This window comes from Nocardiopsis baichengensis YIM 90130, assembly GCF_000341205.1.
GTDB classification, from domain to species: domain Bacteria; phylum Actinomycetota; class Actinomycetes; order Streptosporangiales; family Streptosporangiaceae; genus Nocardiopsis_A; species Nocardiopsis_A halophila.
This window is the reverse complement of the sequence record NZ_ANAS01000019.1, coordinates 1-25,147: the sequence shown is the minus strand read 5'-3', so window position 1 is coordinate 25,147 and position 25,147 is coordinate 1. Positions and strand designations below refer to the sequence as shown.

The 25,147-nt window shown below is 69.9% G+C and carries 23 protein-coding genes, 1 tRNA gene and 2 pseudogenes; 9 read left to right on the top strand and 17 right to left on the bottom strand.

Annotated features, from left to right (window positions below; translation table 11 throughout):
* Positions 1-33: 33 nt before the first annotated feature.
* Positions 34-2,877, bottom strand: a complete 2,844-nt coding sequence (gene topA / locus C892_RS0115305) for a type I DNA topoisomerase (RefSeq protein WP_017538191.1) — start codon at positions 2,875-2,877, stop codon at positions 34-36.
* Between the two features lie 192 nt (positions 2,878-3,069).
* On the opposite strand from topA, the gene C892_RS0115300 reads away from it, so the two are divergent.
* A complete protein-coding gene (locus C892_RS0115300) occupies positions 3,070-3,255 on the top strand; it encodes a DUF5703 family protein (RefSeq protein WP_017538192.1) in 186 nt (61 codons plus the stop codon).
* 263 nt (positions 3,256-3,518) lie between these two features.
* Here the strand turns inward: C892_RS0115300 and C892_RS31835 are convergent, their stop codons facing one another.
* The 4 genes from C892_RS31835 to C892_RS0115280 all read right to left on the bottom strand — a co-directional run bounded on the left by C892_RS31835 (position 3,519) and on the right by C892_RS0115280 (position 8,894).
* Positions 3,519-5,171 (bottom strand): hypothetical protein, encoded by a 1,653-nt coding sequence (locus C892_RS31835; protein ID WP_051060548.1) that lies wholly within the window; start codon positions 5,169-5,171, stop codon positions 3,519-3,521.
* A gap of 262 nt (positions 5,172-5,433) precedes the next feature.
* Positions 5,434-6,135 (bottom strand): chaplin family protein, encoded by a 702-nt coding sequence (locus tag C892_RS0115290; RefSeq protein WP_017557932.1) that lies wholly within the window; start codon positions 6,133-6,135, stop codon positions 5,434-5,436.
* Positions 6,136-6,272: 137 nt separating this feature from the next.
* Entirely contained in the window at positions 6,273-7,331 is a 1,059-nt protein-coding gene (locus C892_RS0115285; RefSeq protein ID WP_020379996.1) for a hypothetical protein, read from the bottom strand.
* 234 nt (positions 7,332-7,565) lie between these two features.
* Positions 7,566-8,894, bottom strand: coding sequence for a M20/M25/M40 family metallo-hydrolase (locus C892_RS0115280; RefSeq protein WP_026124381.1), 1,329 nt, complete (start codon positions 8,892-8,894; stop codon positions 7,566-7,568).
* 133 nt (positions 8,895-9,027) lie between these two features.
* Between C892_RS0115280 and C892_RS0115275 the strand changes: the two genes are divergently transcribed.
* From C892_RS0115275 to C892_RS32280, 3 genes and pseudogenes are all read left to right on the top strand, one after another.
* Positions 9,028-9,115: transfer RNA gene (locus C892_RS0115275), tRNA-Leu, on the top strand.
* Positions 9,116-9,247: 132 nt separating this feature from the next.
* Positions 9,248-9,748, top strand: coding sequence for an HFCD family protein (locus tag C892_RS0115270; RefSeq protein WP_017557930.1), 501 nt, complete (start codon positions 9,248-9,250; stop codon positions 9,746-9,748).
* Positions 9,749-9,759: 11 nt separating this feature from the next.
* Positions 9,760-9,942, top strand: a pseudogene (locus tag C892_RS32280) (helix-turn-helix domain-containing protein); the annotation flags it as partial.
* 757 nt (positions 9,943-10,699) lie between these two features.
* Here the strand turns inward: C892_RS32280 and C892_RS32275 are convergent.
* The 9 genes from C892_RS32275 to C892_RS0115225 form a co-directional block, all read right to left on the bottom strand.
* Positions 10,700-12,193 (bottom strand): hypothetical protein, encoded by a 1,494-nt coding sequence (locus tag C892_RS32275; RefSeq protein ID WP_239647405.1) that lies wholly within the window; start codon positions 12,191-12,193, stop codon positions 10,700-10,702.
* A 296-nt stretch (positions 12,194-12,489) separates the two neighbouring features.
* Entirely contained in the window at positions 12,490-14,217 is a 1,728-nt protein-coding gene (argS, locus tag C892_RS0115260; protein WP_026124380.1) for an arginine--tRNA ligase, read from the bottom strand.
* On the bottom strand, positions 14,214-15,023 hold the full coding sequence (locus C892_RS0115255; RefSeq protein ID WP_017557927.1) for an SDR family oxidoreductase: 810 nt from the start codon (positions 15,021-15,023) through the stop codon (positions 14,214-14,216). The genes argS and C892_RS0115255 overlap by 4 nt, the downstream gene beginning before the upstream one ends.
* A complete protein-coding gene (locus C892_RS0115250; protein WP_161631987.1) occupies positions 15,020-16,516 on the bottom strand; it encodes a hypothetical protein in 1,497 nt (498 codons plus the stop codon). Before C892_RS0115250 ends, C892_RS0115255 begins: the two co-directional genes overlap by 4 nt.
* A 20-nt stretch (positions 16,517-16,536) precedes the next feature.
* Complete coding sequence (gene folK, locus C892_RS30025; RefSeq protein ID WP_083934390.1) at positions 16,537-17,052, bottom strand: 2-amino-4-hydroxy-6-hydroxymethyldihydropteridine diphosphokinase; 516 nt, start codon at positions 17,050-17,052, stop codon at positions 16,537-16,539.
* Positions 17,049-17,594 (bottom strand): GTP cyclohydrolase I FolE, encoded by a 546-nt coding sequence (gene folE, locus C892_RS0115240; RefSeq protein ID WP_051060556.1) that lies wholly within the window; start codon positions 17,592-17,594, stop codon positions 17,049-17,051. The genes folK and folE overlap by 4 nt, the downstream gene beginning before the upstream one ends.
* A 62-nt stretch (positions 17,595-17,656) precedes the next feature.
* Positions 17,657-18,064 carry a dihydroneopterin aldolase gene (locus tag C892_RS0115235; protein ID WP_040685449.1) on the bottom strand — a complete coding sequence of 136 codons (408 nt, stop codon included), beginning with the start codon at positions 18,062-18,064 and terminating at the stop codon, positions 17,657-17,659.
* Positions 18,065-18,230: 166 nt separating this feature from the next.
* A complete protein-coding gene (locus C892_RS0115230) occupies positions 18,231-18,995 on the bottom strand; it encodes a GntR family transcriptional regulator (protein WP_017557922.1) in 765 nt (254 codons plus the stop codon).
* 1 nt (position 18,996) lies between these two features.
* Positions 18,997-19,533, bottom strand: a complete 537-nt coding sequence (locus C892_RS0115225) for a UTRA domain-containing protein (RefSeq protein WP_017557921.1) — start codon at positions 19,531-19,533, stop codon at positions 18,997-18,999.
* A 138-nt stretch (positions 19,534-19,671) separates the two neighbouring features.
* Here C892_RS0115225 and C892_RS28995 point away from each other — a divergent pair.
* Positions 19,672-20,244, top strand: a pseudogene (locus tag C892_RS28995) (dTMP kinase); the annotation flags it as partial.
* Between the two features lie 21 nt (positions 20,245-20,265).
* Positions 20,266-20,712, top strand: coding sequence for an NUDIX hydrolase (locus C892_RS28990; RefSeq protein ID WP_017557919.1), 447 nt, complete (start codon positions 20,266-20,268; stop codon positions 20,710-20,712).
* 599 nt (positions 20,713-21,311) lie between these two features.
* On the opposite strand, the gene C892_RS0115210 is transcribed toward C892_RS28990, so the two are convergent.
* The 3 genes from C892_RS0115210 to C892_RS0115200 all read right to left on the bottom strand — a co-directional run bounded on the left by C892_RS0115210 (position 21,312) and on the right by C892_RS0115200 (position 22,228).
* Positions 21,312-21,578 carry a hypothetical protein gene (locus C892_RS0115210; RefSeq protein ID WP_017557918.1) on the bottom strand — a complete coding sequence of 89 codons (267 nt, stop codon included), beginning with the start codon at positions 21,576-21,578 and terminating at the stop codon, positions 21,312-21,314.
* 63 nt (positions 21,579-21,641) lie between these two features.
* Positions 21,642-22,031 (bottom strand): hypothetical protein, encoded by a 390-nt coding sequence (locus tag C892_RS0115205; RefSeq protein ID WP_017557917.1) that lies wholly within the window; start codon positions 22,029-22,031, stop codon positions 21,642-21,644.
* A 5-nt stretch (positions 22,032-22,036) separates the two neighbouring features.
* Positions 22,037-22,228, bottom strand: a complete 192-nt coding sequence (locus C892_RS0115200; protein WP_017557916.1) for a BldC family transcriptional regulator — start codon at positions 22,226-22,228, stop codon at positions 22,037-22,039.
* 547 nt (positions 22,229-22,775) lie between these two features.
* Here C892_RS0115200 and C892_RS0115190 point away from each other — a divergent pair.
* The 3 genes from C892_RS0115190 (at position 22,776) to C892_RS28985 (ending at position 24,711) form a co-directional block, all read left to right on the top strand.
* Positions 22,776-23,648 carry a helix-turn-helix domain-containing protein gene (locus C892_RS0115190; protein ID WP_017557914.1) on the top strand — a complete coding sequence of 291 codons (873 nt, stop codon included), beginning with the start codon at positions 22,776-22,778 and terminating at the stop codon, positions 23,646-23,648.
* A gap of 5 nt (positions 23,649-23,653) precedes the next feature.
* On the top strand, positions 23,654-23,845 hold the full coding sequence (locus C892_RS0115185; protein ID WP_017557913.1) for a DUF397 domain-containing protein: 192 nt from the start codon (positions 23,654-23,656) through the stop codon (positions 23,843-23,845).
* A gap of 311 nt (positions 23,846-24,156) precedes the next feature.
* Entirely contained in the window at positions 24,157-24,711 is a 555-nt protein-coding gene (locus C892_RS28985) for an AAA family ATPase (protein ID WP_051060547.1), read from the top strand.
* The last annotated feature ends 436 nt before the right edge of the window (positions 24,712-25,147 follow it).

The window sequence follows — 25,147 nt, the reverse complement described above, 5'->3', positions numbered from 1 at the left end:
GCACACTACTGCCGCGCACGGATCGGCGCCACCTCAGGAGGTCGGGCCGGCGTCCCCGCCGGAGGTCCCCTTCGGCTCGCCCGTCTTCTTCGGGGCCGCCTTCTTGGCCGTGCCCTTCTTGGCGGCCGTGGTCCCCGAGGACTTCGCGCCGCCCGAGGACTTCTTGGCCGGGGCCTTCTTCGCCGCGGTCCCCCCGGACTTGGCCGCCGTCTTCTTGGCGGGCGCCTTGGCGCGGCGCTCGGCCAGCAGCTCGGCGGCGCGCTCGTCGGTGACCGACTCCACCTCGTCGCCCTTGCGCAGCGAGGCGTTGGTCTCCCCGTCGGTGACGTAGGGCCCGAACCGGCCGTCCTTGACCACCATGGGCTTGCCGGTCTCGGGGTCGTTCCCCAGCTCGCGCAGCGGCGCGGCGGCCGCGCGCCGGCCGCGCTGCTTGGGCTTGGCGAACAGCTCCTCGGCCTCCTTGAGGGTGACCGTGAAGATCTGCTCCTCGGTCTCCAGGGAGCGGCTGTCGGTGCCCTTCTTCAGGTAGGGGCCGAACCGGCCGTTCTGCGCGGTGACCTCTTCGCCGTCGAGCTCGCCGACCACCCGGGGCAGCGACAGCAGCCGCAGCGCGTCCTCCAGGGTGAGAGTCTCCGGGCTCATCGACTTCAGCAGCGAGGAGGTGCGCGGCTTGACCGCCTGCTTGGACTTGGACCTGGACTTCTTGTCCTTGTCCGCGCCCTCCTCCGGCTCGGGCACGATCTCGGTGACGTAGGGCCCGAAACGGCCGCTCTTGACCACCACGGTGCGCCCGGTCTCCGGGTCGGTGCCCAGCTCCCGGTCGCCGCTGGGGGCGGCGAACAGCTCCTCGGCCTTGTCCGGGGTGAGCTCGTCGGGGGCCAGGTCCTCGGGCACGTTCACCCGCCGGCCGTCGCGCTCCATGTAGGGGCCGTAGCGCCCGACGCGCATCACGATGTCGGTTCCGGGCACCGGGAAGGAGCTGATCTCGCGCGGGTCGATCTCGGCCAGGTGGTCGCCGACCAGCTCCTTGAGGCCGGTCTCGTCGCCGTCGCCGTAGTAGAACCGGCGCAGCCAGGGGCCGCGCTCGGCGTCGCCGCGGGCGATGCCGTCGAGCATGTCCTCCATGCGGGCGGTGAAGTCGTAGTCGACCAGGTTGCCGAAGTGCTTCTCCAGCAGCTGCACCACGGCGAAGGCCAGGAAGGACGGCACCAGGGCCGACCCCTTCTTGAACACGTAGCCGCGGTCCAGGATGGTGCCGATGATGGAGGCGTAGGTGGAGGGGCGCCCGATCTCCCGGTCCTCCAGCTCCTTGACCAGCGAGGCCTCGGTGTAGCGGGCCGGCGGGCGGGTGCTGTGCCCCTCGGCCTCCATCTCCTCGGCCTTGAGCGCCTGGCCCTCGTCGACCTGGGGCAGCCGGCGCTCGCGGTCGTCCAGCTCGGCCTCGGGGTCGTCGGCACCCTCCACGTAGGCCTTGAGGAAGCCGTGGAAGGTGATGATCTTGCCGGTGGCGCTGAACTCGGCCTGCTCACCGGAGGTGGAGGAGCCGGCCACCTTGACCGTCACCGACTCGCCCACCGCGTCCTTCATCTGCGAGGCCACGGTGCGCTTCCAGATGAGCTCGTAGAGCCGGTACTCGGCGCCGCTCAGCCCGGTCTGGGCGGGCGTGCGGAAGGTGTCCCCGGCCGGGCGGACCGCCTCGTGCGCCTCCTGGGCGTTCTTCACCTTGCTGGAGTAGACCCGCGGCTTGGCCGGGACGTGGTCGGCCCCGTAGAGCCGGGTGGCCTGGTCCCGGGCGGCGGCCACGGCGCTCTCCGACAGCGTGGTGCTGTCGGTGCGCATGTAGGTGATGAAGCCGTTCTCGTAGAGCCGCTGGGCGACCTGCATGGTCTGTTTGGCGGACAGGCCCAGCTTGCGCGAGGCCTCCTGCTGCAGCGTGGTGGTGCGGAAGGGCGCGTAGGGCGAGCGCTTGTAGGGCTTGCGCTCCACGGTGCGCACGGCGAAGTCCCCGCCGGAGAGCCGCTCGGCCAGGGCTCTGGCCGCCTGCTCGTCCAGGTGGAGCACGCCCGAGGAGGAGCGCAGCGCGCCCTGGGCGGTGAAGTCGCGGCCGACCGCCACCCGGGCGCCGTCCACCGAGACCAGGTTGGCGGTGAAGGTGCCGGGGCCGTCGCCGGAGGAGCCCAGGGTGTCGAAGACGCCCTTGAGGCCCCAGTACTCGGCGGAGGTGAAGGCGATCCGCTCGCGCTCGCGCTCGACCACCAGGCGGGTGGCCACCGACTGGACCCGGCCCGCCGACAGCTTCGGCATGACCTTCTTCCACAGCACCGGGGAGACCTCGTAGCCGTAGAGCCGGTCCAGGATGCGCCGGGTCTCCTGGGCGTCGACCAGGCGCAGGTTCAGGTCCCGGGTGTTCTCCGCGGCGTGGCGGATCGCATCCCGGGTGATCTCGTTGAAGACCATCCGGCGCACCGGCACCTGGGGGGCGAGCTCCTCGCGCAGGTGCCAGGCGATGGCCTCGCCCTCGCGGTCCTCATCCGTGGCCAGGTAGAGCTCATCGGCCTGGGCCACCAGCTCCTTGAGCTTCTTGACGTGGGACTTCTTGTCGGTGTTGACCACGTAGATCGGCTCGAAGTCGTGCTCGACGTTCACCCCGAGCCGGGCCCACGGCTCCGACTTGTAGCGCGCCGGGATCTCCGCGGCCTTGGTCGGCAGGTCGCGGATATGGCCGATGGAGGACTCGACGGTGAAGCCGGGACCGAGGTAGCCCGCGATCGTCTTGGCCTTCGCGGGCGACTCGACGATCACGAGCCGGTTCCCTCCGGTCGCCGTACCGGAGTCCTTCGAGCCGTTCTTGCCGGCGCTGCCCTTCTTGGGTGGCACGCTCTTCCCCTACGTCTCGCCTTGCGCTGTCTGTGCGGCCCGCCGCGGAACGCAGGCCGTCGGATCCCCAGCCACTGACGGTAACCGACCGGCCCGCGGATCGCTTCCCGGTCGGCGCTCCTCACCCCGCCGGCACCCCCGCCGCCGCGAATCCCGTGGCGCGAATCCTGCGGGAGTCGCAGAATAGGCGCAATGGTGGAGTACGAGTACCGGGAGATCCTCTTCCCGAAGGGGACGTCGCGCAGTGTGACACGGCAGGCGTTGACCGACCACGCCGAGTACGGCCGGTGGGAACTGGCCCGTGTACGCGTCTACCGCGACGGCACCCGCAGGGTGACCGTCCGCCGGAGGATCATCCGACAGGTCCGCACGTTGTGAATTCCCTCACACTACCTCCGGTGGGCGCCGGGCTCCCACGGTATGCCCTGGTCATGACGGTATACGGACCCCGCCCGCCCGGTGACCGGATCCGGCCGTGATCACGCGCACCGGACGCACGCGGCGAGCCCCCGCGAAGGCCGCACGCCTCCGCGGGGACTCGCCTCGCCTTCGCGCCGCGGGCGGCGCCCCGGTCCCCCCGCCTGTCCACCGCGTCTGTCGGAAACGGAGGGTAGGGACGCGCCGCCGCGCGGCCGTCCGGGTTACAGGCCCAGGCCCAGCCCATCGGTCAGGGACGAGACGGGGTCCTGCACGGAGTTCCCGGCGGGCAGGCCCGAGAGCTCCTCGGGCGCCTCGGGAACCTCGGCCTCGGGCGCCTGCGGCGCCTCGGGCAGCTCTTCGGCGCTCAGCGGCAGCGACTCGGTCGCGGGCAGGTTCACCGGGTCGGGCACCTCGTTGCTCAGCGGCAGGGCCTCGCTCCCGGGCAGCTCGCCGCCGGTCGGGGCGGAGGGCAGCTCGTTGCTGAGCGGCAGCGTGTCCAGCGGCGCGGGCAGGGCCGAGCCGGAGTCGGCGGGCGCCTGCTCACGGGCCGAGGCGTCGGAGGTGCGGACCACCTCGTCGGAGGAGTGGTCGACGAAGGCCCCGGTGTCCTCGGAGGCCGCCGCGGCCATGCTCGCCGCACCCGCGATCGCGTTGCCGGAGAAGTTGACCGGCACGTCGGCGTCGACGACGCCCTGGTTGCCGCCCAGCACCGAGCCGTTGCCGGAGGTGATGACCTCGCGGTCGCGGCCGTCCTCGACGAAGGCCCCGGTGTCGTCGGAGGCCGCCGCGGCGGTGCTCAGCACGCCGGCGACCGCGTTGCCCGAGGCGTTCACCGGCACGTCGGCGTCGGCGACCACCTGGTTGCCGCCGCCGATGGAGCCGTTGCCCGAGGTGACGATGTCGTGCACGTCGGCGTGGCTCTGCCGCATCACCGGCCCGGCGTCGACGCCGTGGCCCTGGACGTGCAGCGGCTCGGAGGCCTCGCTCAGCTTGTCGACCAGGCCGCCGGTGGCGGGGGCCAGCTGCGAGGTGCGGTAGCCGTCACCGTTGTCGCCGCCGTCACCGTTGTCACCGCCGTTGCCGCCGTTGCCGCCGCCGCCGTTCCCGGCGCCGCCGTCCTCGGAGACGATCGCGCCGGTGTCCTTGGAGGCCGCACCGGCGACCCCGCCGATGGCGCCGACCGCGTTGCCGGAGACGTTCACCGGCACGTCGGCGTCGCCGACCAGCTGGTTGCCGCCGACCGCCGAGCCGTTGCCCGAGGTGACCGGGCCGTCGTCGCCCGAGCGGTGGTGCTCGACGAACGCGCCGGTGTCCTTGGAGGCGGCGTTGGCCGCGCTGAGCCCGGCCGCGACGGCGTTGCCGGAGACGTTCACCGGGACGTCGGCGTCGACGACGCCCTGGTTGCCGCCCAGCACCGAGCCGTTGCCCGAGGTGATGGGGCTGCTCTGGCCGGTGCGGCCGCTCTCGACGACGGAGGCGCCGGTGTCCTTGGAGGTCGCGGCGGCGGTGCTGAGCACCCCGGCGACGGCGTTGCCGGAGACGTTCACCGGCACGTCGGCGTCGCCGACCAGCTGGTTGCCGCCCAGCACCGAGCCGTTGCCCGAGGTGACCGGGCCGTCGTCGCCGCTGGGGTCGATGACGTGCGCGCCGGTGTCCTTGGAGGTGGCGTTGGCGGTGCTGCCGCCCAGCGCGATGGCGTTGCCGGAGACGTTCACCGGGACGTCGGCGTTGCCCACGATCTGGTTGCCGCCGCCGATGGAGCCGTTCCCGGAGGTCACGGGGGCGGAGTCGGCGAAGGAGACGCCGGCGCCCAGGGCGACGAACCCGGCGGTGAGCAGGGCCGCCTTGGCGGAGGTGCGAACCCACTTGCGCATGTGGGATTTCCTTTCAGAGAACTGCTGCGGATGAGATGGAACCGTGCGTGACCGCTCGCGCCCCGGTGCCCGTGGCTCGGGCACCGGCACGTCCTGGGCCGGACGGGGGCGCGCTGACGGTCACACCCTGATGCGTGGGTGGTGCACGCCCTGTGTCAGCTCCGCTCTGGCCGAGCGGCGGCTGACGTGAACCCCGCGGGCGGGCCGTGCCCGCGGGACTCGCGTCAGCCCCCGGTCCCGAAGGACCGGGAAGCCTGGGGTCTCACGCCCTCCTGCGGCGGCGCCCGACGGCCAGGGCCGCCAGCCCCGCCACCGCGGCGGCGAGCCCGGCGCCGGCGGTGGCCAGCACCGCCGAGCCGGTCACCGGCAGGCCGCCGGGGGCCTGGCCGGCCTGCGCGGCCGGGGCACCGGCAGCGGCGGACGGGGACTCCTGGGCGGGGGCGGCATCACGGCGGTCCTCCTCCTTCGGGCTCTCCTGGTCCTCGGGGGCGGCCTGCTCGTCCTCGCGCTCGTCCTCCTCCTCGGGCGCGTAGCCGTCCGGCGACTCCTCGGGGAACGGCTCGTCGTAGCCGTCCTCGTGGCCGTCCTCGCCGTCTTCGCGGTCGTCCCCGTCGCAGGAGGCGGTGGCGCTCCCCCCGACCGCCACCGCGTTGCCACAGGCGTTGACCGGAAGGTCGGCGTCGGCGCCGGCCTGGTTGCCGCCGCCGGTCGAGCCGTCGCCGGAGGTGGTCGGGGCGTCCGAGCTGCCGGAGGCCTCGGCCCCGGAGTCCTCGCAGCCGGCGACGGCGGTGCCGAGCACGGCCACCGCGTTGCCGCAGACGTTCACCGGGGCCTGGGCGTCGGCGCCGGCCTGGTTGCCGCCGAGCACCGACCCGTCGCCACCGGTGGTGGAGGCGGCGGCCGGGGCGGACGCCGCGGCGATGATGCCGGCGGCCGCGAACGCGGCGAGTGTGGTCCTGGACATGGGTCGCAAATCCTTTTCCGTGGAGCGGATGAGATCACGGGGGTCGCCGGAGCGGGGCACGGCGACAGGGCGGGGGCGCGGGGCGGCCGCGGCGCACAGGCCGGACCGGGCGGCGCCCGCCGCCGGAGTGGAGTGGACTAGTCGGGCGAGAACGACGGGTCGTCCGCGGCGTCGCGGACGACCAGGGTCGGGTCGCCGGGAAGGGCCGCGCTCCGCAGGAGGGGGCGCAGGCCGCCACCGCGCTGCTGCAGCCAGAAGCCGGCCGCGGGCGCGGGGAAGGGAGACGAGGACACACCGGTGGCGGCCGAGTCGGAGCCGCTCCAAGAGGTGTCGGTCTCGGGGACGGCGCCGTCCTCGACGCCGTCATCGACGCCGCCGACACGGTCGGCGGTGCCGGGTGCGGCCGTCGGCCGCTCGCCCGCGGCGCCCTCGCTCAGGGCGCGCAGGGTGCGCGGGCCGCGTTCGGCCGGGCCGTGCTCGGAGGCGGGGGCGCGCTCGCCCTCGCCGCCGCGCTCCCGCGCGGCGTCAGCGCCACGGTCGTCGGAGGCGTCGCCCGTTTGCACGGGGTCGGTGTCCAGGCCGCGGTCGACGACGCGCTCCAGCCCGTCGCGGACCCGCCCGGAGGCGTCGCCGCCCAGGCCGTCCGACACGGTCGAGGCCAGGTCGCCCTCGCCCAGGGAGTCGCCCAGCGGCTCCCCGGTGATCTCCCGGACGCCCTCGTGCACCCCGTCGCGGCCGTTGCGGACGGTGTCGGCGACCACGCGGTCCCCGACGGCGTCCTCGGCGGCGCCGACGGTGGACTCCACACCGGAGTCGACCGTCGAACCGGTGGTGCGCACGGTGTCGTCGACGCCGTCGACCACCCCGCGGGCGGTGCCGCCGGCGGCCTCGCCGACCTGGCGGACCCGCTCCAGCGGGGCGCCCTCGGCGGCGCCGTCGGCCTCGGCGCTCTCCGCGCCTTCGGCACGTGCGGCGCTCTCGGCCCCTTCGGCCTCCTCCAGGCCCCCGCCGACGGCGGGGGCTGCGGACGGGGCGGCGGACAGGGCGTCCTCGGCGGCGTGCGCCGCGGACGCGCCCAACAGCCAGCCGCCGGCCAGCAGGCCGGTGACCACCGCGAGGCGGCGCAGGGCGCGAGCGCCCGGCAGGCGCACGGCACCGGCGGGACGGACCCGCCGACCGCTGCCGACCTGCACCATGGAATGCCACCTCGGGGTGAAGACGTGCCGGTGCGCCGACCGGGGATCCGGTCGACGGCGGGACCCTGTCCCGCAGACTGAGAGTCACGTTAGCACCACGCTGCGCTCATGGTGTGGAGAAAACTGCGAAACGGGCCGGAAAAAATTCTCCGGCCCGCTCCACCACTGCCCTGCCACTGCCCTGCCACTGCCCAGGCGCCGCTCAGGGACCGCCGCACGCCCCCGGCGGCCGCCTCAGCTGAGGTCGATGAACCGGTCCAGCACACGGGTGCCGAACTGCAGCGCGTCGACGGGGACGCGCTCGTCGACGCCGTGGAACATGCCGGAGAAGTTGAGCTCGGGGGGCAGCCGCAGCGGGGCGAACCCGTAGTTGCGGATGCCCAGGCGCTGGAAGCTCTTGGCGTCGGTGCCCCCGGACAGGCAGTAGGGCACGGCGCGCGAGCCGGGGTCCTCCTCTTCCAGGGCGCGCGCCATGGCCGAGACCAGGCCGCCCTCGAAGTCGGTCTCCACCGAGGGCAGGTGGTGGATGAACTCCCGCTCCACGTTGGGGCCGAGCAGGCGGTCCACCTCGGCGAAGAACTCCTCCTCCATCCCGGGCAGGAACCGGCCGTCGACCTGGGCCCCGGCCGAACCGGGGATGACGTTGGCCTTGTAGCCGCCCTCCAGCACGGTGGGGTTGAGGGTGTTGCGCAGGGTGGCGCCGATCATCCCGGCGATGGGGCCCAGCCGGGAGAGCACCGCCTCGGGGTCGTCCTCGTCGAAGGGGATGCCGAAGGCCTCGCACACCTCCTCCAGGAAGGTGCGCACGGTCTTGGTCAGGCGCACGGGGAACTCGTGCCGGCCGAGCCGGGCGACGGCCTCGGCCAGCTCGGTGACGGCGTTGTCGTCGTTGACCATGGAGCCGTGCCCGGCGGTGCCGCGCGCCTTCAGGCGCATCCAGGCGATGCCCTTCTCCGCGGTCTCGATCAGGTAGAGGCGCCGGTCGTCCTGCACCGTGAAGCTGAACCCCCCGACCTCGCTGATCGCGTCGGAGCAGTCGGCGAACAGCTCGGGGTGGTTCGCGACGAGCCACTGGGCGCCGTAGGTGCCCCCGGCCTCCTCGTCGGCCAGGAACGCGAGCACGATGTCGCGCGGGGGACGGCGCCCCTGCCGCACCCGCTCCCGGAGCACGGCCAGGGCCATGGCGTCCATGTCCTTCATGTCGACGGCGCCGCGGCCCCACACGCAGCCGTCGGCGATCTCACCGGAGAAGGGGTGGTGGGTCCAGTCGGCGGCGTCCGCGGGAACCACGTCCAGGTGCCCGTGCACCAGGAGCGGCGCCCGGCCGGGGTCCTCCCCCGCGATCCGCGCCACGACGCTGGTCCGCCCCGGGGCCGACTCCAGCACCCGCGGCTCGATGCCGACCTCGTCCAGCTTCCCGGCGACGTACTCGGCGGCCTGACGCTCCCCCGGACCGGACATGTCCCCGTAGTTGGAGGTGTCGATGGCGATGAGCTCCCGGCAGAGGTCCACGACCTCGGCCTCCGCCCCAGTGAGGGCCCCGCTGCCTTCGGTCTCGGGCATGGTGTGCACCAGCTCCTCTCGGCGACGTCTGGATCCGACCCTCCCATGCTCCACCCGCCCCGAAAACGATGTACGCCCGGCCTCAGACCTTTGCTATGGTTGACCGTGTCCGCGGGCAACAGACGCGGACCGGGTCCGGGTGGCGGAATAGGTAGACGCGCTAGCTTGAGGTGCTAGTGCCCGTTAAGGGCATGGGGGTTCAAGTCCCCCCTCGGACACCACAACGACGAGGTGCGAGCCGAACGGCTCGCGCCTTGTTTCGTTTTCGGGCATGCGCGACCTCCGTGCCCACGTCGGCACCGGCCTTAGGTCGAGAAGCGCAGCGCGCCAAGGTCGGCTTCTACACTGCCCACATGGCCAACGCCCCCACCCTCTACCTCGTGGTCTCCGGTGCTCCGGTCCCCGAAGGGGCGACCGGGCTGGTCGAGCTCTTGCTCAACGACGGCTACCAGGTACTGGTCCTGTCAACCCCGAACGGGACCCGCTTCCACGACACCGGCCGGCTCGCCGAGCTCACCGGCGAACAGGTCCGTGTGGAGTACCGCATGCCCGGAACCGGCAAGAGCCTCCCTCCAGCGGACGCGGTGCTGGCCTGCCCGCTGACCTTCAACTCCACCAACAAGTTCGCCGTCGGCCTGCTGTGCGAAATGGTCGGCTACGACGTGCCCACCATCGTCGTGCCCCACTGTAAGCCCCAGCTCGCCTCCCACCCCGCCTTCCAGCGCTCCCTGGCCACCCTGCGCTCCATTCCCGCCGTCACCCTCCTGCACGATCCCCACGCGCCCTACGACCAGCGCCTACCTAACTGGGAACAAGCACTCCAAGCCGTCCGATCGGCAACCCCCACCTCTTGAAGGAGTGCCCAGTGGCAGCAGCCGCCCAGGGACGGACCATCCGCCGGGCCCGACGCCGCCGCGGCATCTCCCAAGCCGCTCTCGCCGGCCTCGTCGGGCGTTCGGAGTCGTGGCTGTCACAGGTCGAGCGCGGCAAGGCCACCGTCGACTCGCTCAGCGTCCTGACCCGCATGGCCAGTGTGCTGCGCGTACCCCTGGATGAACTGACCGACGCCAGCGGGGAGGAGGGCGATGTGAGGTACGCCGCCGCCCGCAGTATCGAATCCGCGATGATGCGTTACACCAGCTTGGAACGCATCATCGAAGACTCCGGCGACCAGACCACGCCAGCGGATGTGGAGCGGCTGCGGACTGAGGCGGACCGCGCCTACGCGGCCTACCAGGCGACCCGGTATGAGGAGGTGGGGCGGCGCCTTCCCCGGCTGATCCGGGAAGTCGAGATGGCCGCCACAGGCCGGGAGGCCGATCGCCCGGCGGTCTGCTCTGCCCACGCGCAGGTCTACAACACCGCAGCGGCGGTGTTGAAGCGTACAGGGGAACACCAACTCGCCTGGCAGGCCGCCGACCGGGCGATGTCGGCCGCGGAATGGGCTGGTGACACGCTCCTCGCGGCCGTCGGGGCCTACCGGCTCGCCTACGTCTTCATCTCCCGGCGTCGCCCCTCCGAGGCATCCGAGCTCGCGATGGGTGCGACCAACGCCCTCGAGTCACGCATGGACCCCGGGACGCCTGAGGAGTTGAGCGTATACGGGGGCCTGCGCCTCGCGGCCGCCACTGCCGCGGCCGCGGAGTTCGACACGGCGGCAGTCCCGCGTTTCCTGACCGTGGCCCGACGAGCGGCGGACCGGCTCGGACAGGACGCGAACCTCCAAGGCACCGCCTTCGGCCCCACCAATGTCGCCATCCATCGCGTGTCCACAGCTGTGGCCGTCGGCGGGGAGGGACTGGTAGTCAGGAAGATGTGGGCGTATTCGTCAGACCATCGGCGAAGTCGGCGAAGGTCCCCGGCCACACGAGCTCGATCCCCTGCCCTCGGCAGGTCCGCTCCAGAGCGGCATCCCGAGGGGCGCTGCCAACCGCGATGGCGCAGTGCAGCGGTAGCGTCGTCACTTCGCGCAGGATCTCCTGGTAATGCAGGACCTGGCCGATCGCCGCCCTGACCTGGCCGGTCTCGTTGGCGGCCGTCGTCGTCTTCACCTCGATCAGCCACAGCCCACCGTTGGCCTCGCACGCCAGGTCGTACTGCGGCTCGGTCGGAGCCGGACTCAGAACCCGCAGCCCGCGGTCGGCGAGGGCGGCGGCGACCTGGTCTTGTAAGCGTTGATGGGCGGCTAGGGCAGTGCCATCCTCTGCCGACGTTGGCCCGTTCGACGCGGCCGCCTTCCTGTAGCCCTCGCCCACCTGCCCCGCGCGACGGGGCGGATGAGGTCGGTAGCCCTTGACGACCTCGCCATTGCGGGCTTCACCCCGCTCGTGCTCTTGCCACCAGAACTGGCCCGAGACCCGCCCGAAGAGCGGGGACTCGGGCTTGTAGGTTTTGAAATGGCCCCGGCAGGTGTGCAGCGCCTGGCCCAGGCCCACCTCGCGGGCCCGTCCATCGCGGTCCAAGGCGCGAGTCATCGGCCGGATGTCGAGGGTCTGATAGCGGGTGAGAGGGCGGCCGCGCCGCTTGCGGTGGGCACGCGAGAGCCGGGCCGGCGGGTCGTTGTCGACCTGTGTGACGTTCTTGCAGTTCATGAAGCCGAGTGTCAGTCCGAGCAGGGCGATGGCTCCATTGAAGCCGTCCAGGTACGGGGCGCACATGCGTTCAAGCAGGTCAGGATCGGACTGGCACGGATCAGTCGGGTACATCACTGCCAACTGAGGCAGGGACGGGTGCCGCTTGCCGTCACGCATCTCCTTGACGTAGCGGCCCTGCCCGTCGAGTTCCCACAGCAGGGTGAACAGCGGCCCGACCGGTCGGCCCTTCTCCCATTCGACGATGAGCGATGCCTGCATCTCCCATCCGCCTTCGTCCCGGGGGACACGTACGACAGTCCACCCGAACGAGTCGATGCCCATGAAGTTGTCGACGGCCTTCGCCTCGATGAACATGACGGGATAAGGCGGGACGACGGCGGCAGCCGAGGCCGTGCCGAAGATCTCCAGCACCTCCTCGGGCAAGAGCAGCATCCCGGTGCCGAACTCGCGGCCCGATGTGGTGTCGTCGATGTAGCGCAGAACGTTGTCGGCACTGACGACCGTGGCGCAGCTGTAGAAGGCGGGCAGCAACCCTCGCCCCCTCGAGCGGACCTCGTGGGCCCACTGCTGCATGCCCGGATCGCCCTCGACTCGCTTGAGCAACTCAATGGCGCCCTGTGGACGTTCCGGACGCTTCGCGCCGATCTTTCGTTGTGCTGCGTACAAGTCGTACAACGTGACCGGTTTGAGTGCCTCAGTGCTCATTCGGTCGAAAAGACGGCTCATGGGAGGGCCTTTCTCGTTGGAGAGAGGGATTCTTCGCGCCATCGTGGACCCTGCTGCCGACAGAATCGCCCGCCCGCCTTCTTTGCCGCTAAATGAGAAAATATGTCCGCAAGGTGATCATTGCATAGTTTGTCTGGATTGGCGTGTGGTCATTCTTGGGTGGCTGTGGAAAGAGGTGTCGGACGTCAACGGGAACACCCGGTGGACGATGCCGGCACGAGGGGACATCCTCGTGGGGCTCCCCAAGCCGACGGGGCCCCACGAGGAAGTGTTCATCAGAGCCGTTCGGGAGCGTCGATCCCCAGAAGTCCTAGGCCCCGCTCCAGTACAGCCGCCGTGTGCGCAGCCAGGGCTAGCCGGGACTGGCGGACCGTCCCTTCGGACTTGAGCACCGGGCAGTTCTCGTAGAACGAGCTGAAGGTCGTGGCCAGCTCGAACAGGTACGTGGCCAGCCGGTGCGGCTGCAGATGCCGCAAGGCGGTGTCGACCGCATCGGGGAAGCGTGCCAGCACCAGTGCAAGGTCTCGCTCAGCGCCTTCCCCGACCGCCACCGGCGCCCCGAGCTCGGGAACGGCCTGGGCTCGGCGCATGATGGACCGGATGCGCGCGAGAGCGTACTGGAGGTAGACGGCGGTGTTGCCCTCCATCGCGAGCATCCGGTCCCAGTCGAAGACGTAGTCCTTGATCCTGTCGGTGGACAGATCGGCGTACTTGATGGCGCCGATGCCCACGGCTCGGGCGATCTCGGCGCGCTCGCCCTCGTTCAGATCGGTGCGGTCGGCGATGACGGCAGCAGCCTGCTGCACCCCTTCTTCGAGGAGGTCGGTCAGCTTGAGGGAAGCGCCGGCGCGGGTGCGCAGGATCTTGCCGTCCTGGCCCAGGACGCTGCCGAAGCCCACGTGCGTCGTGGTCGTCTCCGGGCTGATCCACTCGGCCTTGCGGGCCGCTGCGAAGATCAGCGCGAAGTGCTGGGCCTGCGGGGAGCCGACCACGTATACCAGGTGATCGCCCTTGAGGTCCTGTGCCCGGTAGCGGATGGTGGCCAGGTCGGTGGCGTCGTAGCCGTAGCCGCCGTCGCGCTTTCGGACGATGAGCGGGAGCGGGTCGCCGTCCCGGCCGGTGAAGCCTTCGAGGAACACGCACAAGGCGCCCTCGCTCCACTCGGCCAGGCCGCGGCGCAACAGCTCGTCTGCGACGTCGCCCAGGACCGGCTGGTAGGTGCTCTCGCCCTTGTAGTCGCCGGGACCGAGTTTGACGCCGAGGAGTTCGTAGACGTCCTCGATGTGCCGCTTGGACTCTCCCAGGAGCCGGTCCCAGAGGTCCAGGGTGTCGGGGTCTCCGGCCTGCAGGGCCACCACGCGGGCACGGGCCCGGTCGGCGAACCCTTCCACGCCGTCGAACTTCTCGCGAGCCTCGCGGTAGAACTCGTTGAGGTCGGAGATGGAGAACTCCTGCCGGTCCAGGCCTTCGTCCACCAGGTGTTCGACGAGCATGCCGAAGGGGGTCCCCCAGTCGCCGAGGTGGTTCTGGCGGACGACCTCGTGTCCGGCGAATTCGAAGAGGCGGACCAGGGCGTCTCCGATGATGGTGGAGCGCAGATGGCCGACGTGCATCTCCTTGGCCATGTTGGGCGAGGAGTAGTCGATGACGATGCGCTGCGGGGCGGCGGGCCGGTAGCCGAGGCGGGAGTCGGCGGCCAGGCGGGCGGTGTGCTCGCCGATCCAGGTGTCGGACAGGGTGATGTTGATGAACCCGGGGCCCGCCACGTCCACGGTTCGGGCCATGGCGCCCATTTCGAGGTGGGAGGCGATCTCGGCAGCGATCTCCCGGGAGGGTCGTCGGAGCCGCTTGGCCAGCGCCATGGCGGCATTGATCTGGTAGTCGACGCCTTCTCGCTGGGAGGGGCGCACGGCGGCGTCCTCGATCGTGCAGTCGACGCTGAAGGCGTTCTGCACGGCGGTGACGACTCGCTGTCCGAGATCGGCTCCGATGTCTCCGCTCACAACTGTCCCTGTCTCTTATGGCTGGTCAGTCCGGCATCCGGGCTGGTTGTGGATTCAGTCTGCCACGCTGTCAGGCGCTGGGCCCCTGCCTTGGGGCCGAGGTGCTCGCCGCCGTCGACGTGGATGATCTCGCCGGTGATGGAGACGGCCTTCTCGAGGAAGAGCAGGGCAGAAGCTACGTCTTCCAGCCGTGCGGGCACCCCCATGGGACTGCGCTGCCGTGCCAGTCCATCGAGGTGTGCCTGGTCTTTCCCCGGCGGAGGAAGAAGGAGGCCGGGGGCGATTGCGTTGACCCGAACACGGGGGGCGAGTTGCTTGGCCGCCAGCCGTGTGTGCGCAGCCAGAGCGTGCTTTGCCAGCTCGTAGCCAGGCCGGATGGCGTCCCACGAGCGAAGCCGGGCGTCGAGAAGGTTCACGATGTGGCCGCCTCCGGGCAGGAGAGCCGCGGTCAATGCGGCCGGCGCCAGGAGGTGGACAGCGAGGCTTTCCTGCAGGGCCGCGGTGTCGTTCACGGCGTGGGGTTCGGGGAAGACGGATGCGTTGTTGACGACCAGACGCGGTGGGTACGGCCCGTTCGCAAGTTCATGTGCCCACCGGTCGATGCTCGAAGTGTCGGTGAGGTCGTAGTGGTGCGCGATGACGCGGATGCCGTGTTCTCTGCTCAGGGCGCGTTCCAGGACATCCGAGGCGCTGGCGTTGGAGTGCAGGTGCAGATGGTAGCCATGGGCGGCCAGCGTGCGAGCCAGGTGGGCACCGGTGCGCCGAGAGGCTCCTGTGACCAGTGCCCAGCGCTGTTCAGCGGTCATCGGCTGTTTCTCGAATTCAGGTCCCGGGCCGACTTCTCATGGCGATAAGCGGAGAGGAACTCGTCGAAGACCACGGCGGAGCCACCGATGCGGCGCATGGGAGCGACGAGCCTGGAGAGCTTGGCGAACTCGGCCCCGGTCAGTGTGGAGAGCCGGTCCGCGGCGAACAGCGATCGGGCCGGATCACGGGACAGGCCGGCCACCCCCGCCTTGGCCCCTTCATTGAGGTAGAGCCAAGAAGGGCGGGGAACTGCGGCGTAGATTGCTCTGACCTGTGTGAGCACCTCTTCGGAGGGGGCGGTTGCGAACAGCGGCATCACGTCGATATCGCTGAAGTAGGGATGCCACATTCCATCCGGGGCGTCGATGAGCGAGCCCGTCAGCGCAAGAGCGACGTGGTGATCGACGGACGCAGGAAGCGCCTCGTCAAGAGCTCGCAGCACACGCGCATGGCGGGCGTACTCCTCTTCGGCCTCGTTGTCGGTGTACCGGGAGGCCATGTGGCACCAGAGCTTCTTGGCCGCCTGCTCCAGCCGCCAGCCAGGCCCAAGGCGCTGACTCACGACCTCCTCCAGCAGTGCCTCGACCCGGTTGCGGTTCATCGGTCCGCCCGGCAGAACCCGGTTGAGGGCCTTGAGCTTCCGCTCACCGACGGCCTCGGTGCCCACGGTGACCAGCTCGACCATCGCCGCCTGAACCGCGTCGGCGAGGCCGGGACGGATGCGCCCAGGGGTCTGCGGCAGGTCATCGGAGTAGAGCTGCAACTCCTCACGCAGATCGGCGAATCGGGCGGGCAAGGCCGACCAATCTCCCTGCTCTCGAGGGACGGTTCCGTAGGTCTGAGAAAGCACCACGTCAGCGAAGCCAGGGGCGGCTATTGACATGAGCGCGATCTCTTCTTCGGTCCACCCCAGGTAGGCATTTATCCCCCGGGAGTTGAGCAGCACGCCCTGGGCCGCGTAGTTGGCGACCTGGGCAGCTGCGCGGGCGCGCAGGTCCTCTTCGCTGTCGCCCCGCCCCGTGGCACGTTCGAATCTCAGGCGCTTGGCGACCTCCCGTCCGAACGCCCCCCGTAGCTGTGAATCTACTTCGAAGCCGCTGAGACACGCTTCGGCCAGGGAGGCGACCATGGCCTCGTAGTCGCAGGTCATCTCGTCCACGACCTGCGACCACAGCTTGATGTCGATGGGCATGGCAGCGGTCTCGACCACATGAGCGAACGAGCTCTCCAGGTGAGGCCAGAGGTCGGCGAACGGCACGCTCTCCGGAGGGAGCATCCAGCTGCGCACGACCGCCAGGTCATCGATGGCGACGGTGATCCGGTCAACACCGCGTTCTCGGAGCAGGCTCGTCACTTCCCAGGCGTTGACCAGGGCGACCAGCGAGTAGATCGGGTGTGGCGTCTCGGTTCCCTCCAGGGAGGCCAGCACGAGATCCCTCACGGGGACGAAATAGCCGCCCTGGCGCCGACAAGGGGCGCACATGATCGCCATGCCTCGGCTGTGCCACGTCATCAGGGCACCGTCCCTTCGCTGAGGGAGTCGATGCGCCTGAGGTGGGAGTCGTCCAGCGTCCGGGCTAATTGCGCATAGGTGATGCCGAGCGCGGGGTGGAAGTGATCGCCGATGAGTTCGGCCACGGGGACGGCCGTGTGTGCGCAACGCTCAAGGTCCTGGTGGGGAACCCTGGAGGCCCCGATCTCGGCGCAGGTAGGGCCGGCGGTGAGGATGTCCAGGTCGAGGGTTCGCGACACCCACGCCCCTTCTCTCCGGCGGCGTCCCTGGGTTGTCTCGATCTGTTCCAGGGCCCGTTTGAGGTCGGTCAACGACGAGCTCCAGTGCACGAGCACGGCGAGGTTGACGAAGGCGGGAGCTCCTGCGGGGAGCCCGATCGCCGGGGAGCGGTAATAGGAGGAATGGTCCGCAATGCAGGCGTACTCGTGGAGCAGGTCCAGGGCTGCCGGCACGTGGCGGGCGGGGTCGAGATTGGAGCCGACACCGATCACTAGTGGCTCCACCGGCGGGCTCATCGGGCGGCACCTCCCAGTGAGAAGAACTCGGCCCGGGTTCGCTCGTCGGACAGCAGCGCACCCCGCAAGGAAGAGGTCAGTGTCGTGGTCCCGGGCGCTTGGACACCGCGCAGCGTCATGCAGGTGTGCTCGGCGCGCATCACCACTCCCACACCGCGGGGGCTGAGCCTGTCGTCCAGCCACGTGGTGATCTGCTTGGTCAGGCGTTCCTGTACTTGTGGGCGGCGCGAGAACATCTCCACCACGCGGGCCAGCTTCGACAGGCCGACGATCCGCGCCCCGGGCAGGTAGCCGACGGTGGCCTTGCCAGTGAAGGGCAGGGCGTGGTGCTCGCACAGGCTCACGAACGCGATGTCGCGCTGGATGAGCAGTTCGTCGTAGTCCTCGTCATTGGGGAAGGTGGTCAGGTCGAAGGTGCGGGGGGTGAGGAGTTCCTGGTAGGCCGAGACCATTCGCTCCGGAGTGCGCTTGGTCGCCTCCGAGGAGGTGTCCATGCCGAAGGCCTCCAGGAGGGCCTCGGCAGCCCCGATGGCGCGGGACATGTCCACCTGTGCAGGGTCTGCTCCCCTGATGCTCTGAGGGCCGAAGGGCGAGGTTTGCGGCTTCATCGCGTTGCCTCCTCGATGCGCGAAGCAGTGGCCGCCGGAGCGAAGTCGGCGGGCGTGCGTTCGATGACCACGCCGACGCTGTCGGCGAAGCGCAAGGCGCCCGGCTTGTGGACGCGGACCCGCACCATGGGAGCGCAGTGGTCGATCACGACGATGCGGGCGATATCCGTGGCCAGCGCCTCGACGGTGTGCCACTGTCTCGTCTCGTCTCGGAGCGCGGTGATGATCGCTTTGGTAGGGGTGCGGTAGTTCCAGGTGTCGATGAGTTGGTCGCTGCGGCCCGCCACCCGCATGTCGGCGTGGATGTGCAGGTCGACCACTACGTCGCTGCGGTCTTTGCGCTCGTGCTCGCTGCAACCGATCACACAGCGCAGGCGCAGCCCGTTGATCTCGAAGGTGTCCATCGCGCTCAGCACTCCAGGTCTCGCTCGTCGAAGTCATGCGGCCTCAGTACGCACCGGAGCAGGTCGTCCAGGCGACTCATACGCGACCTTAGTTGCTTATCACTTAATCCATCAAGGTAGTACGCGTGAGTGAGCCGGTGGAGTCAGGGTCTTCTCACCCCTGCGGTCAGGGTCGGCGAATGTCCTGCTGATACATCAGCTCGTACAAGTGCCCGCCCTTGATCAAGACCTCCGCCTGGACAGGGCGCCCCGCGCCGTAGACCACGCGCAGGGTCCGCAGGACCGGCGCATCGTCGGGGAGTTCGAGGAGCTTGAGCTCCTCGCTGGTGGGAAGCCGGGTCGAAACACGGTCGACCCACTCATCGGGCGGATAGCCGAGATCGGCGAGCAGCTTGGGGGCTCCGCCGCGGATGCGCTTGTTCTCGGTGAGCGCGGTGCCATGGGCCAGCTCTGCAGGGAAGAAGACATCAGCCAGCTCGACAGGCTCGCCGTCGAGGAGCAGCAGCTGGCGGCGGCGGACCGCTCTGCCGTCCTCGCCCAGTTCAAAGAACTCGGCGATGCGCTGGGGAGGCCTCACCTCCTCCACACTCAGCAGGTCGACGGCGCCCTGCTGCGAACGCCGCTCGGCCTCGGTCATCCAGCGGTAAGGATCCTGTCCGTCGGCGGGGGGCATGTAGGCGGCCGGCTGGATCGCCAATGGCGCCTCCCCTCGCACGAAGACACCGACACCGGCCCGCCCGACAAGGAAGCCCTCCTCCTTCAGGACGCCCAATGTGCGCTGGACCGTCTGGCTGGTGACCTGGTACCGCTCCATGAGCTGCGCCGTGGTGGGCAGGCGCTGTCCCGGCGGCATGTCCCCGGACATGATCAGGGCACGGATCTCCGCCGCGATCTGCTGGTGGCGGGGGCGCGGGTCGCGTTTGCGGGCCATGTCATCCCATCCTGATGCGGTAGCGAAGGTGGCGTCCCTCCGGGTTCATCGTCATCGTCGACACCTCGAAGGGCGTTCCGTCCTCGGCGAGCACCACCCGGAACAGGGCGAGGACCACGGCCTCGTCGGGCAGGCCGAGCTGCAGCGCCTCGTCGGCGGTGGCAGGACGGACGCTTACGTCCTCCAGGACGTCGTGCGCGGTGAACCCGAGGTCGGCCAGGGCCCTGACGGCTCCGCCCTTGATCTTTCCCGGCTCGGCCAAAGTGGTTCCGCGGGCGATGGACGAGGGGTAGTAGGAGTCGGTGAGTTCTGCCGGGCGGTCGTCCAGCAGCATGAGCCTTCTGCGAACGACTGCCGTCTCCGTGCCTGAGAGCCCGAGGGCTTTGGCGACCGGACTCGGGGGCTCGACCTCGACGACCTCCAGAAGCCGCTGCACCCCCCGGTTGCCGGCCATCTTCGTCCAGGTGTCGGGATCGGCCTGGCCAGGAGGCGTCAGGTAGTCCTGAGAGCTGTCGAGGCCTTCGGTTCCTGAGCCCATGGCTTCCGCCTCCATAGTGGCTTAGCGGATAAGGAGTCAGTCCCACCCTAGTCGTTCGTACTTGGCCCGTGACGACGCCCCGTTTCCGCATGAGCAGCGACCGAGAGCCCCAGGGCCCCCGGCGCCGCCGGGAAGTCCACCCTGCTCCGCAACCTCACCGAACGACTCACGGGCGCCGGGGTGCCCGTGCACGCCACCACCGAACCCTCGCGCGCGCCCCTGGGCGAATTCGCCCGCCGCCACACCAGCGAGTACAAGGGCATGGCGCTGGCGTGCCTGGTCGGCGCCGACCGGTACCACCACCTCGAAACCGAGATCCTGCCCGCCGTCGAGGCCGGACAGGTCGTGGTCTTCGACCGGTACACCCTGTCGTCCCTGGTCTTGCAAGCCGGGATCGACGGCGTGCCAGAGGCGGCCGTTCGCTGCATCAACGCCTACGCCGACCCGCCGGACCTGCAATTCGTGCTCACCGCGCCGCCGTCGGTGCTGCGCGAGCGGCTCGATGTGCGCGGCTCCCACGGGCGGTTCGAGGACGATCCAGCTCTTCCGGAACGCGAGGTCGAGCTGTACCGAGGGGCCGCCGCCGCATCAGAACAGGAAGGCGTGCGGACCGTGGTCGCCGACACCTCGCATGGGCCGGAGGCGATCGAGTCGCTGCTTTCGGGGCTCACCAGCACCATCAGAGGGCTATGGTCTCAGGCGACACCGTGAATCCGCCTGATGAGGTGACCCGTGCCGGAGCGCTACCGCAGCATCATCGACGTCCATGTGATCCTGCAGCGAGGCGACGAGGTCCTTCTGCTGGAGCGGCAGGGAACGGGGTACTGCGACGGGATGTTGCACCTGCCCTCGGGACACCTCGACGAGGGCGAGCCGATCCCGCACGGAGCGGCCAGGGAAGCCCGGGAAGAGGTCGGCGTGAGCATCGACCCCGCCGATCTGTCCCTGGTGGCCGTCGTGCACCACCGGCAGCGCGAGGACCTCGCCCGTGTCGGCATGTTCTTCCTCGCCGAGAAGTGGTCGGGGGAACCGGTCGTCGCCGAGCCGGACAAGGCCGGCAAGCTCGTGTGGGCCGACCCGCGCGTGCTGCCGTCGAGCACGATCGGCTACCCGGCCGAGGGCATCCGGGCATGGCTGGAGGGGAACCGTCTGGCGCTGCATGGGTGGCCAGCCTCCTGAACCCGCTACCCGGCATACCACCCCGAGGGCGAACACGACGAAAGGCGCCCCACTCTCCCGCCGAGAGAGTGGGGCGCCGCTGCGTTCCCGTCGAGGTCTTCCCCAACCACGACTAGAACACACGTACGAAGATAGCAGGTGTCAGGCCTGGTCAGCCGGTGAGGTGGACCTGCTCGACGGGACGGCGCTGACCCACACCGATCTGAACCCCGGCAACGTCCTGATCTCTGGCGAGAGGGCGGTACTGGTGGACTGGGCTTGGCCCACCCGCGCGGCCGCCTGGATCGATGCGGGTGGTGTGGCTCATCGCCTCTGGTCAAACCCCGGCCTCGCCCGGGCGTGGGCCGCAAGTGCCCCCCCTATAAGCGCGCCGGCGACCAGGCGCCGGCAGGAGTACCCCCTCTCGGGCCCCTCCGCCGATCAGGGGCGGAGGGGCCCGGTGGGCGCCGCCGTGCTCGCGTTCGGCGCGCCCGGGGATGGCGTCGGGCCCCCTCTTGCCCGGCGCGCTGGTGGTTCGGTGGTGGTGGCCTGCCCACGGGCGCTCCTCGGCACGGAGGTGTGGAGGAGTTCAGCGCCCGCGGGTGCGCTTCCGCAGATGCTCAGTGGTCGCCGGGGCGGGCGGCGTTCTTCCACGGGGTGGGCAGGACCCCTCCGGAGCGCAGGTGCTCGTCCAGAGCGGTGAGGGCGGCGTCGGCGATCTGCAGGGCCGCGTCGCGCTCGTCGCCTTGCCCGGTCCTGTCTTCGCGCTCACTCAGCGCTTCGGACAGGGCGTCGTAGAGGTCGTCGGCGTGCTCGGTGACCGGGTCGGGCTCGGCTGCCCGCGCACGCGGGAAGTAGAGGATTCTGGCTGAGGATTCGAATGCCATGACGGGTCTTCTCTCTGCTGTGCCGCCCGCCCGGCGCGGTGTACCCCCGGCGAGCGGCCTTGTTCACGTCACGCGGGTCTTCCTCCACCAGCCGCTCTGCAGGCCCAGGCTCTCCGGCTCGTCGCGCAGGGCGGCCGCCAGCACGGGGCGGAGCGGGTCGTCTGCGCCCATGCCGTGTTCGGCGCGGAAGTCCTGTTCGTCTTCGATGTCGAGGTGCACGGTGAAGCGGTGCTTGGTGCCGGTGGGCCGGTGCGGCTCGGCTGCGCTCAGGTGTGCGCGGGCGATGGACTGCGCCGCGGCCAGCCGCGTCAGGTAGGCGGCGGCATGCGGGCCGGTCAACGCGATCTCCACACCGGCTCCGAGAAGGAGCCAGGGGCCTGCGGGGCCGGTGTCGACGTGGATCATCTCCGGATGCGGATCACTGATCGCCAGGCCGGGGTCGGGAAAGTTCATCGCCGCTATCCCTGGTGGAGTCCTAGAAGGGCGCGGATCTCGGCCTTCCGGTAGCGCCGGTACCCGCCGAGGGTACGAATGGAGGTGAGCTTCCCCGCCTTCGCCCAGCGGGTCACGGTCTTGGGATCCACCCGGAACGTGGCCGCGACCTCTGCTGGGGTCAGCAAGGGCTCGCCTATGTGCTGGTCACCGTTCACGCCGCCGCTCCTTGGGACATCTGGACGACCAAGCGCTGCTCCACCGCGCCTCCTTGGTTGCCGACAGGCTCACCCGCGGCGAAGGAATGCACTCGCCTAAGCGAGCCGGGATCAGCGAGCACTGCCTCCAGCACCCCCAGGTCGGAGACGGCGATCGCGACCACCTCTTCACCAGGGGAGCGTGCGGTGTGAAAAGCACGGAGGGCAGGCCCGCATGTGAGGGCCCGTCGCGTGTGGTGGTCCATCGCCATCCAGCACAGGTCTGGGAGGTTCAGGACGAGGTGCTGTGTGTAGGGGCGGGAGCGCTGGGCCCGACCGCGGCGACGGCCGGAGCGCTCGTTCTGGCCTGAGGGGGGTCGTCGGCTTCCTGCCGGGGCTGGGATGGTCCCGACGTCTCTCACTGAAGTCACAGGTATCAGCTCCGATTGCGACCAAACGTCGCTACGCTGAGAAATCTCGAGGTGACATCCATAGTCGATCGAAGTTTTCGATTTTTCAAGGGAAGTAGAGAAAAAATCCCTCGTTGGTTGGTCTAGAGTGTGGTCCCATGCAGCGCCCCTACAGCCCCTCGGTCCGCCGCCGACGCCTGGCCGCCGAGCTCCGCAAGGCCCGCGAGAACGCCGACCTCACCGGCGCCCAGGCGGCCAAGCGGCTGGGGTGGCCGCACTCGAAGCTGACGAAGATCGAAGCGGCCAAGCAGGGGATCAAGGCATCCGACCTCACCGCCGCCATGGACCTCTACCAGGTCACCGACTCCACGACCCGCGAAGCCATGTCGCGCCTGGCCAAGGAGTCCAAGGAGCGGGGCTGGTGGTGGAAGTACCGCGACATCTTCGGCGAGCGCGCACTCCCCGACTGGGAGGCCGAGGCCTCGGGCATCAGGAACTGGCAGGCCCAGCTGGTCCCCGGTCTACTGCAGACCCCCGACTACACCGAAGCGGTCTTCCGCGCCGGCAACGCACAGGACGACGCCATCGTCGAACGCCACGTCCAGGGCCGTATGGAGCGCCAGCAGATCCTGAACCGGATCCACCCGCCCCGCTATGCGGCCATCCTGGACGAAGGCGCCCTGCGGCGCTGGATCGGCGGCAGGGACGTGCTGCTCGAGCAGCTCCAGCACCTGTGCAACATGGCCACCCGCCACAACGTCGACCTGCGCGTGCTCCCGTTCGCCAACGGTGAGCACCAGGCCTCCAACGGCTCCTTCACCATCCTCGACTTCCCCGACCCCCTGGACACCCCCGTGGCCTTCACCGAGACCGTCACAGCTAGCCTGTTCGTAGAGGAGCCAGCTGAACTCGCCACCTACAACGACGTGTGGGCCAACCTCCAGGGCGCGGCACTCACGGCGGCGAAGTCGGTGGAGTTCATCCAGCAGGCGATGCGCGAGTTGTCGAGCGAGCGGCAGTCTGACGAGTGAGACCGATGAGCGAGCTGAAGTTCCGCAAGTCTTCCTATAGCGGCAACCGCCAGGACTGCGTCGAGGTCGCACAGCACCCGGAAGCCGGTGCCGCCGTGCGGGACACCAAACACCGAGAGCAGGGCCACCTCAGCTTCCCGCTTGGAGAGTGGACTGCTTTCCTCAACGCAATCCAGCGCACGCACAGGATCGTCTGAAGCACGTCGAGCAATGGGCCAACCGGCTCTGCGGCGTCCGCCGCCACGAAGGTCAACCCGCTTCCCGCCTCCCCCAAGGCTCCCCGTACACAGGGCGAGAGCCCTCCCAAATAAGGAACGCTCTATGCCCGGCCCCGAGAGCTTGGGCTGCCTGGCAGCCCGGAATCCAAACTCGGCCGGGGAAGGAACGGGGAAGGAAGTTGTAACGGTGCGCGTCCGCACCATGGCCCGACTAGCGTGGCGGCGTTCGACCACAGCATCCTGCTGCAAGCCTCCGCTCCGAGCCGACCGGGACGCCCGACACCCGGCTCATCGTCCTCCGCGGCAACTCGGGCTCGGGCAAGTCGACCATCGCCGAAGCCCTCCGACGGCACCACGGCCCACCGATGGCGATCATCGGCCAGGACAACATCCGCCGGAAGGTCCTCAAGGAGAAGGACGTGCCCGGCGGGACGAACATCTCGATGATCTCCCTCATGGCGCGCCACGCCCTGGACAGCGGGTACCACGTCGTCATCGAGGGCATCCTGGCCGCCGAGCGCTATGGCGCCATGCTCACCGGACTGGCGGCCGACCACCGCGGCACCACCCGCCTGTTCTACCTGGACGTCCCCCTCGTCGAGACCCTGCGCCGCCACGGCACGCGCCCCCAAGCCGCCGAGTTCGGCGAAGCCGAAATGCGCTCCTGGTACCTGCACCGCGACCTCCTCCCCCACGGCGTCGAGCAGATCATCGACGAACACAGCACGCTGGAGGACAGCGTGCAGACCATCACTCGCACCACACGGCTGAGCCCTGACGCCGACCAATGCGGGAAGGGACCGACGAACGTCGATAATCGTGCCGACGCCGGCCGTACCGCTTGATCGGACGGCCCCAGCATTCCTTGTTCCTTGCAGTTGAAACGGAGCGCGATCTCCCTGCCGGTGGGGAGTGAGCCGTCATCTCGTCGGTTCTCAAGGGCCCAGTTCCATGCCTCCACGCGGAGGTTGGGGACGGCAGGAGCGCAGGGCCGATCGGCGTTGTGGTGCGCGGCCTCGACCACGTGCATGCAGGGGCGACCAGCGTTGCGTGGTTCTCCTCTCTGTGTGGACGGTAGGTGGCAGTGCTCGGCGTGCCTTCAAGCTGGACGGCCCGGTCAGAGCCGTGGACATGATCAGCAGAACCGCGGCCTCCTTGGATGCCTCGGCTCTTCAACGTAGACGGTCCCCTCAGGACCGTGGACACACTCCTGCTGCCCCAGCACCCAGCTACCTGAGCTGTCCTTGGTTGCGTAGAGTCTCTCTGACCAGGGGTTATCCT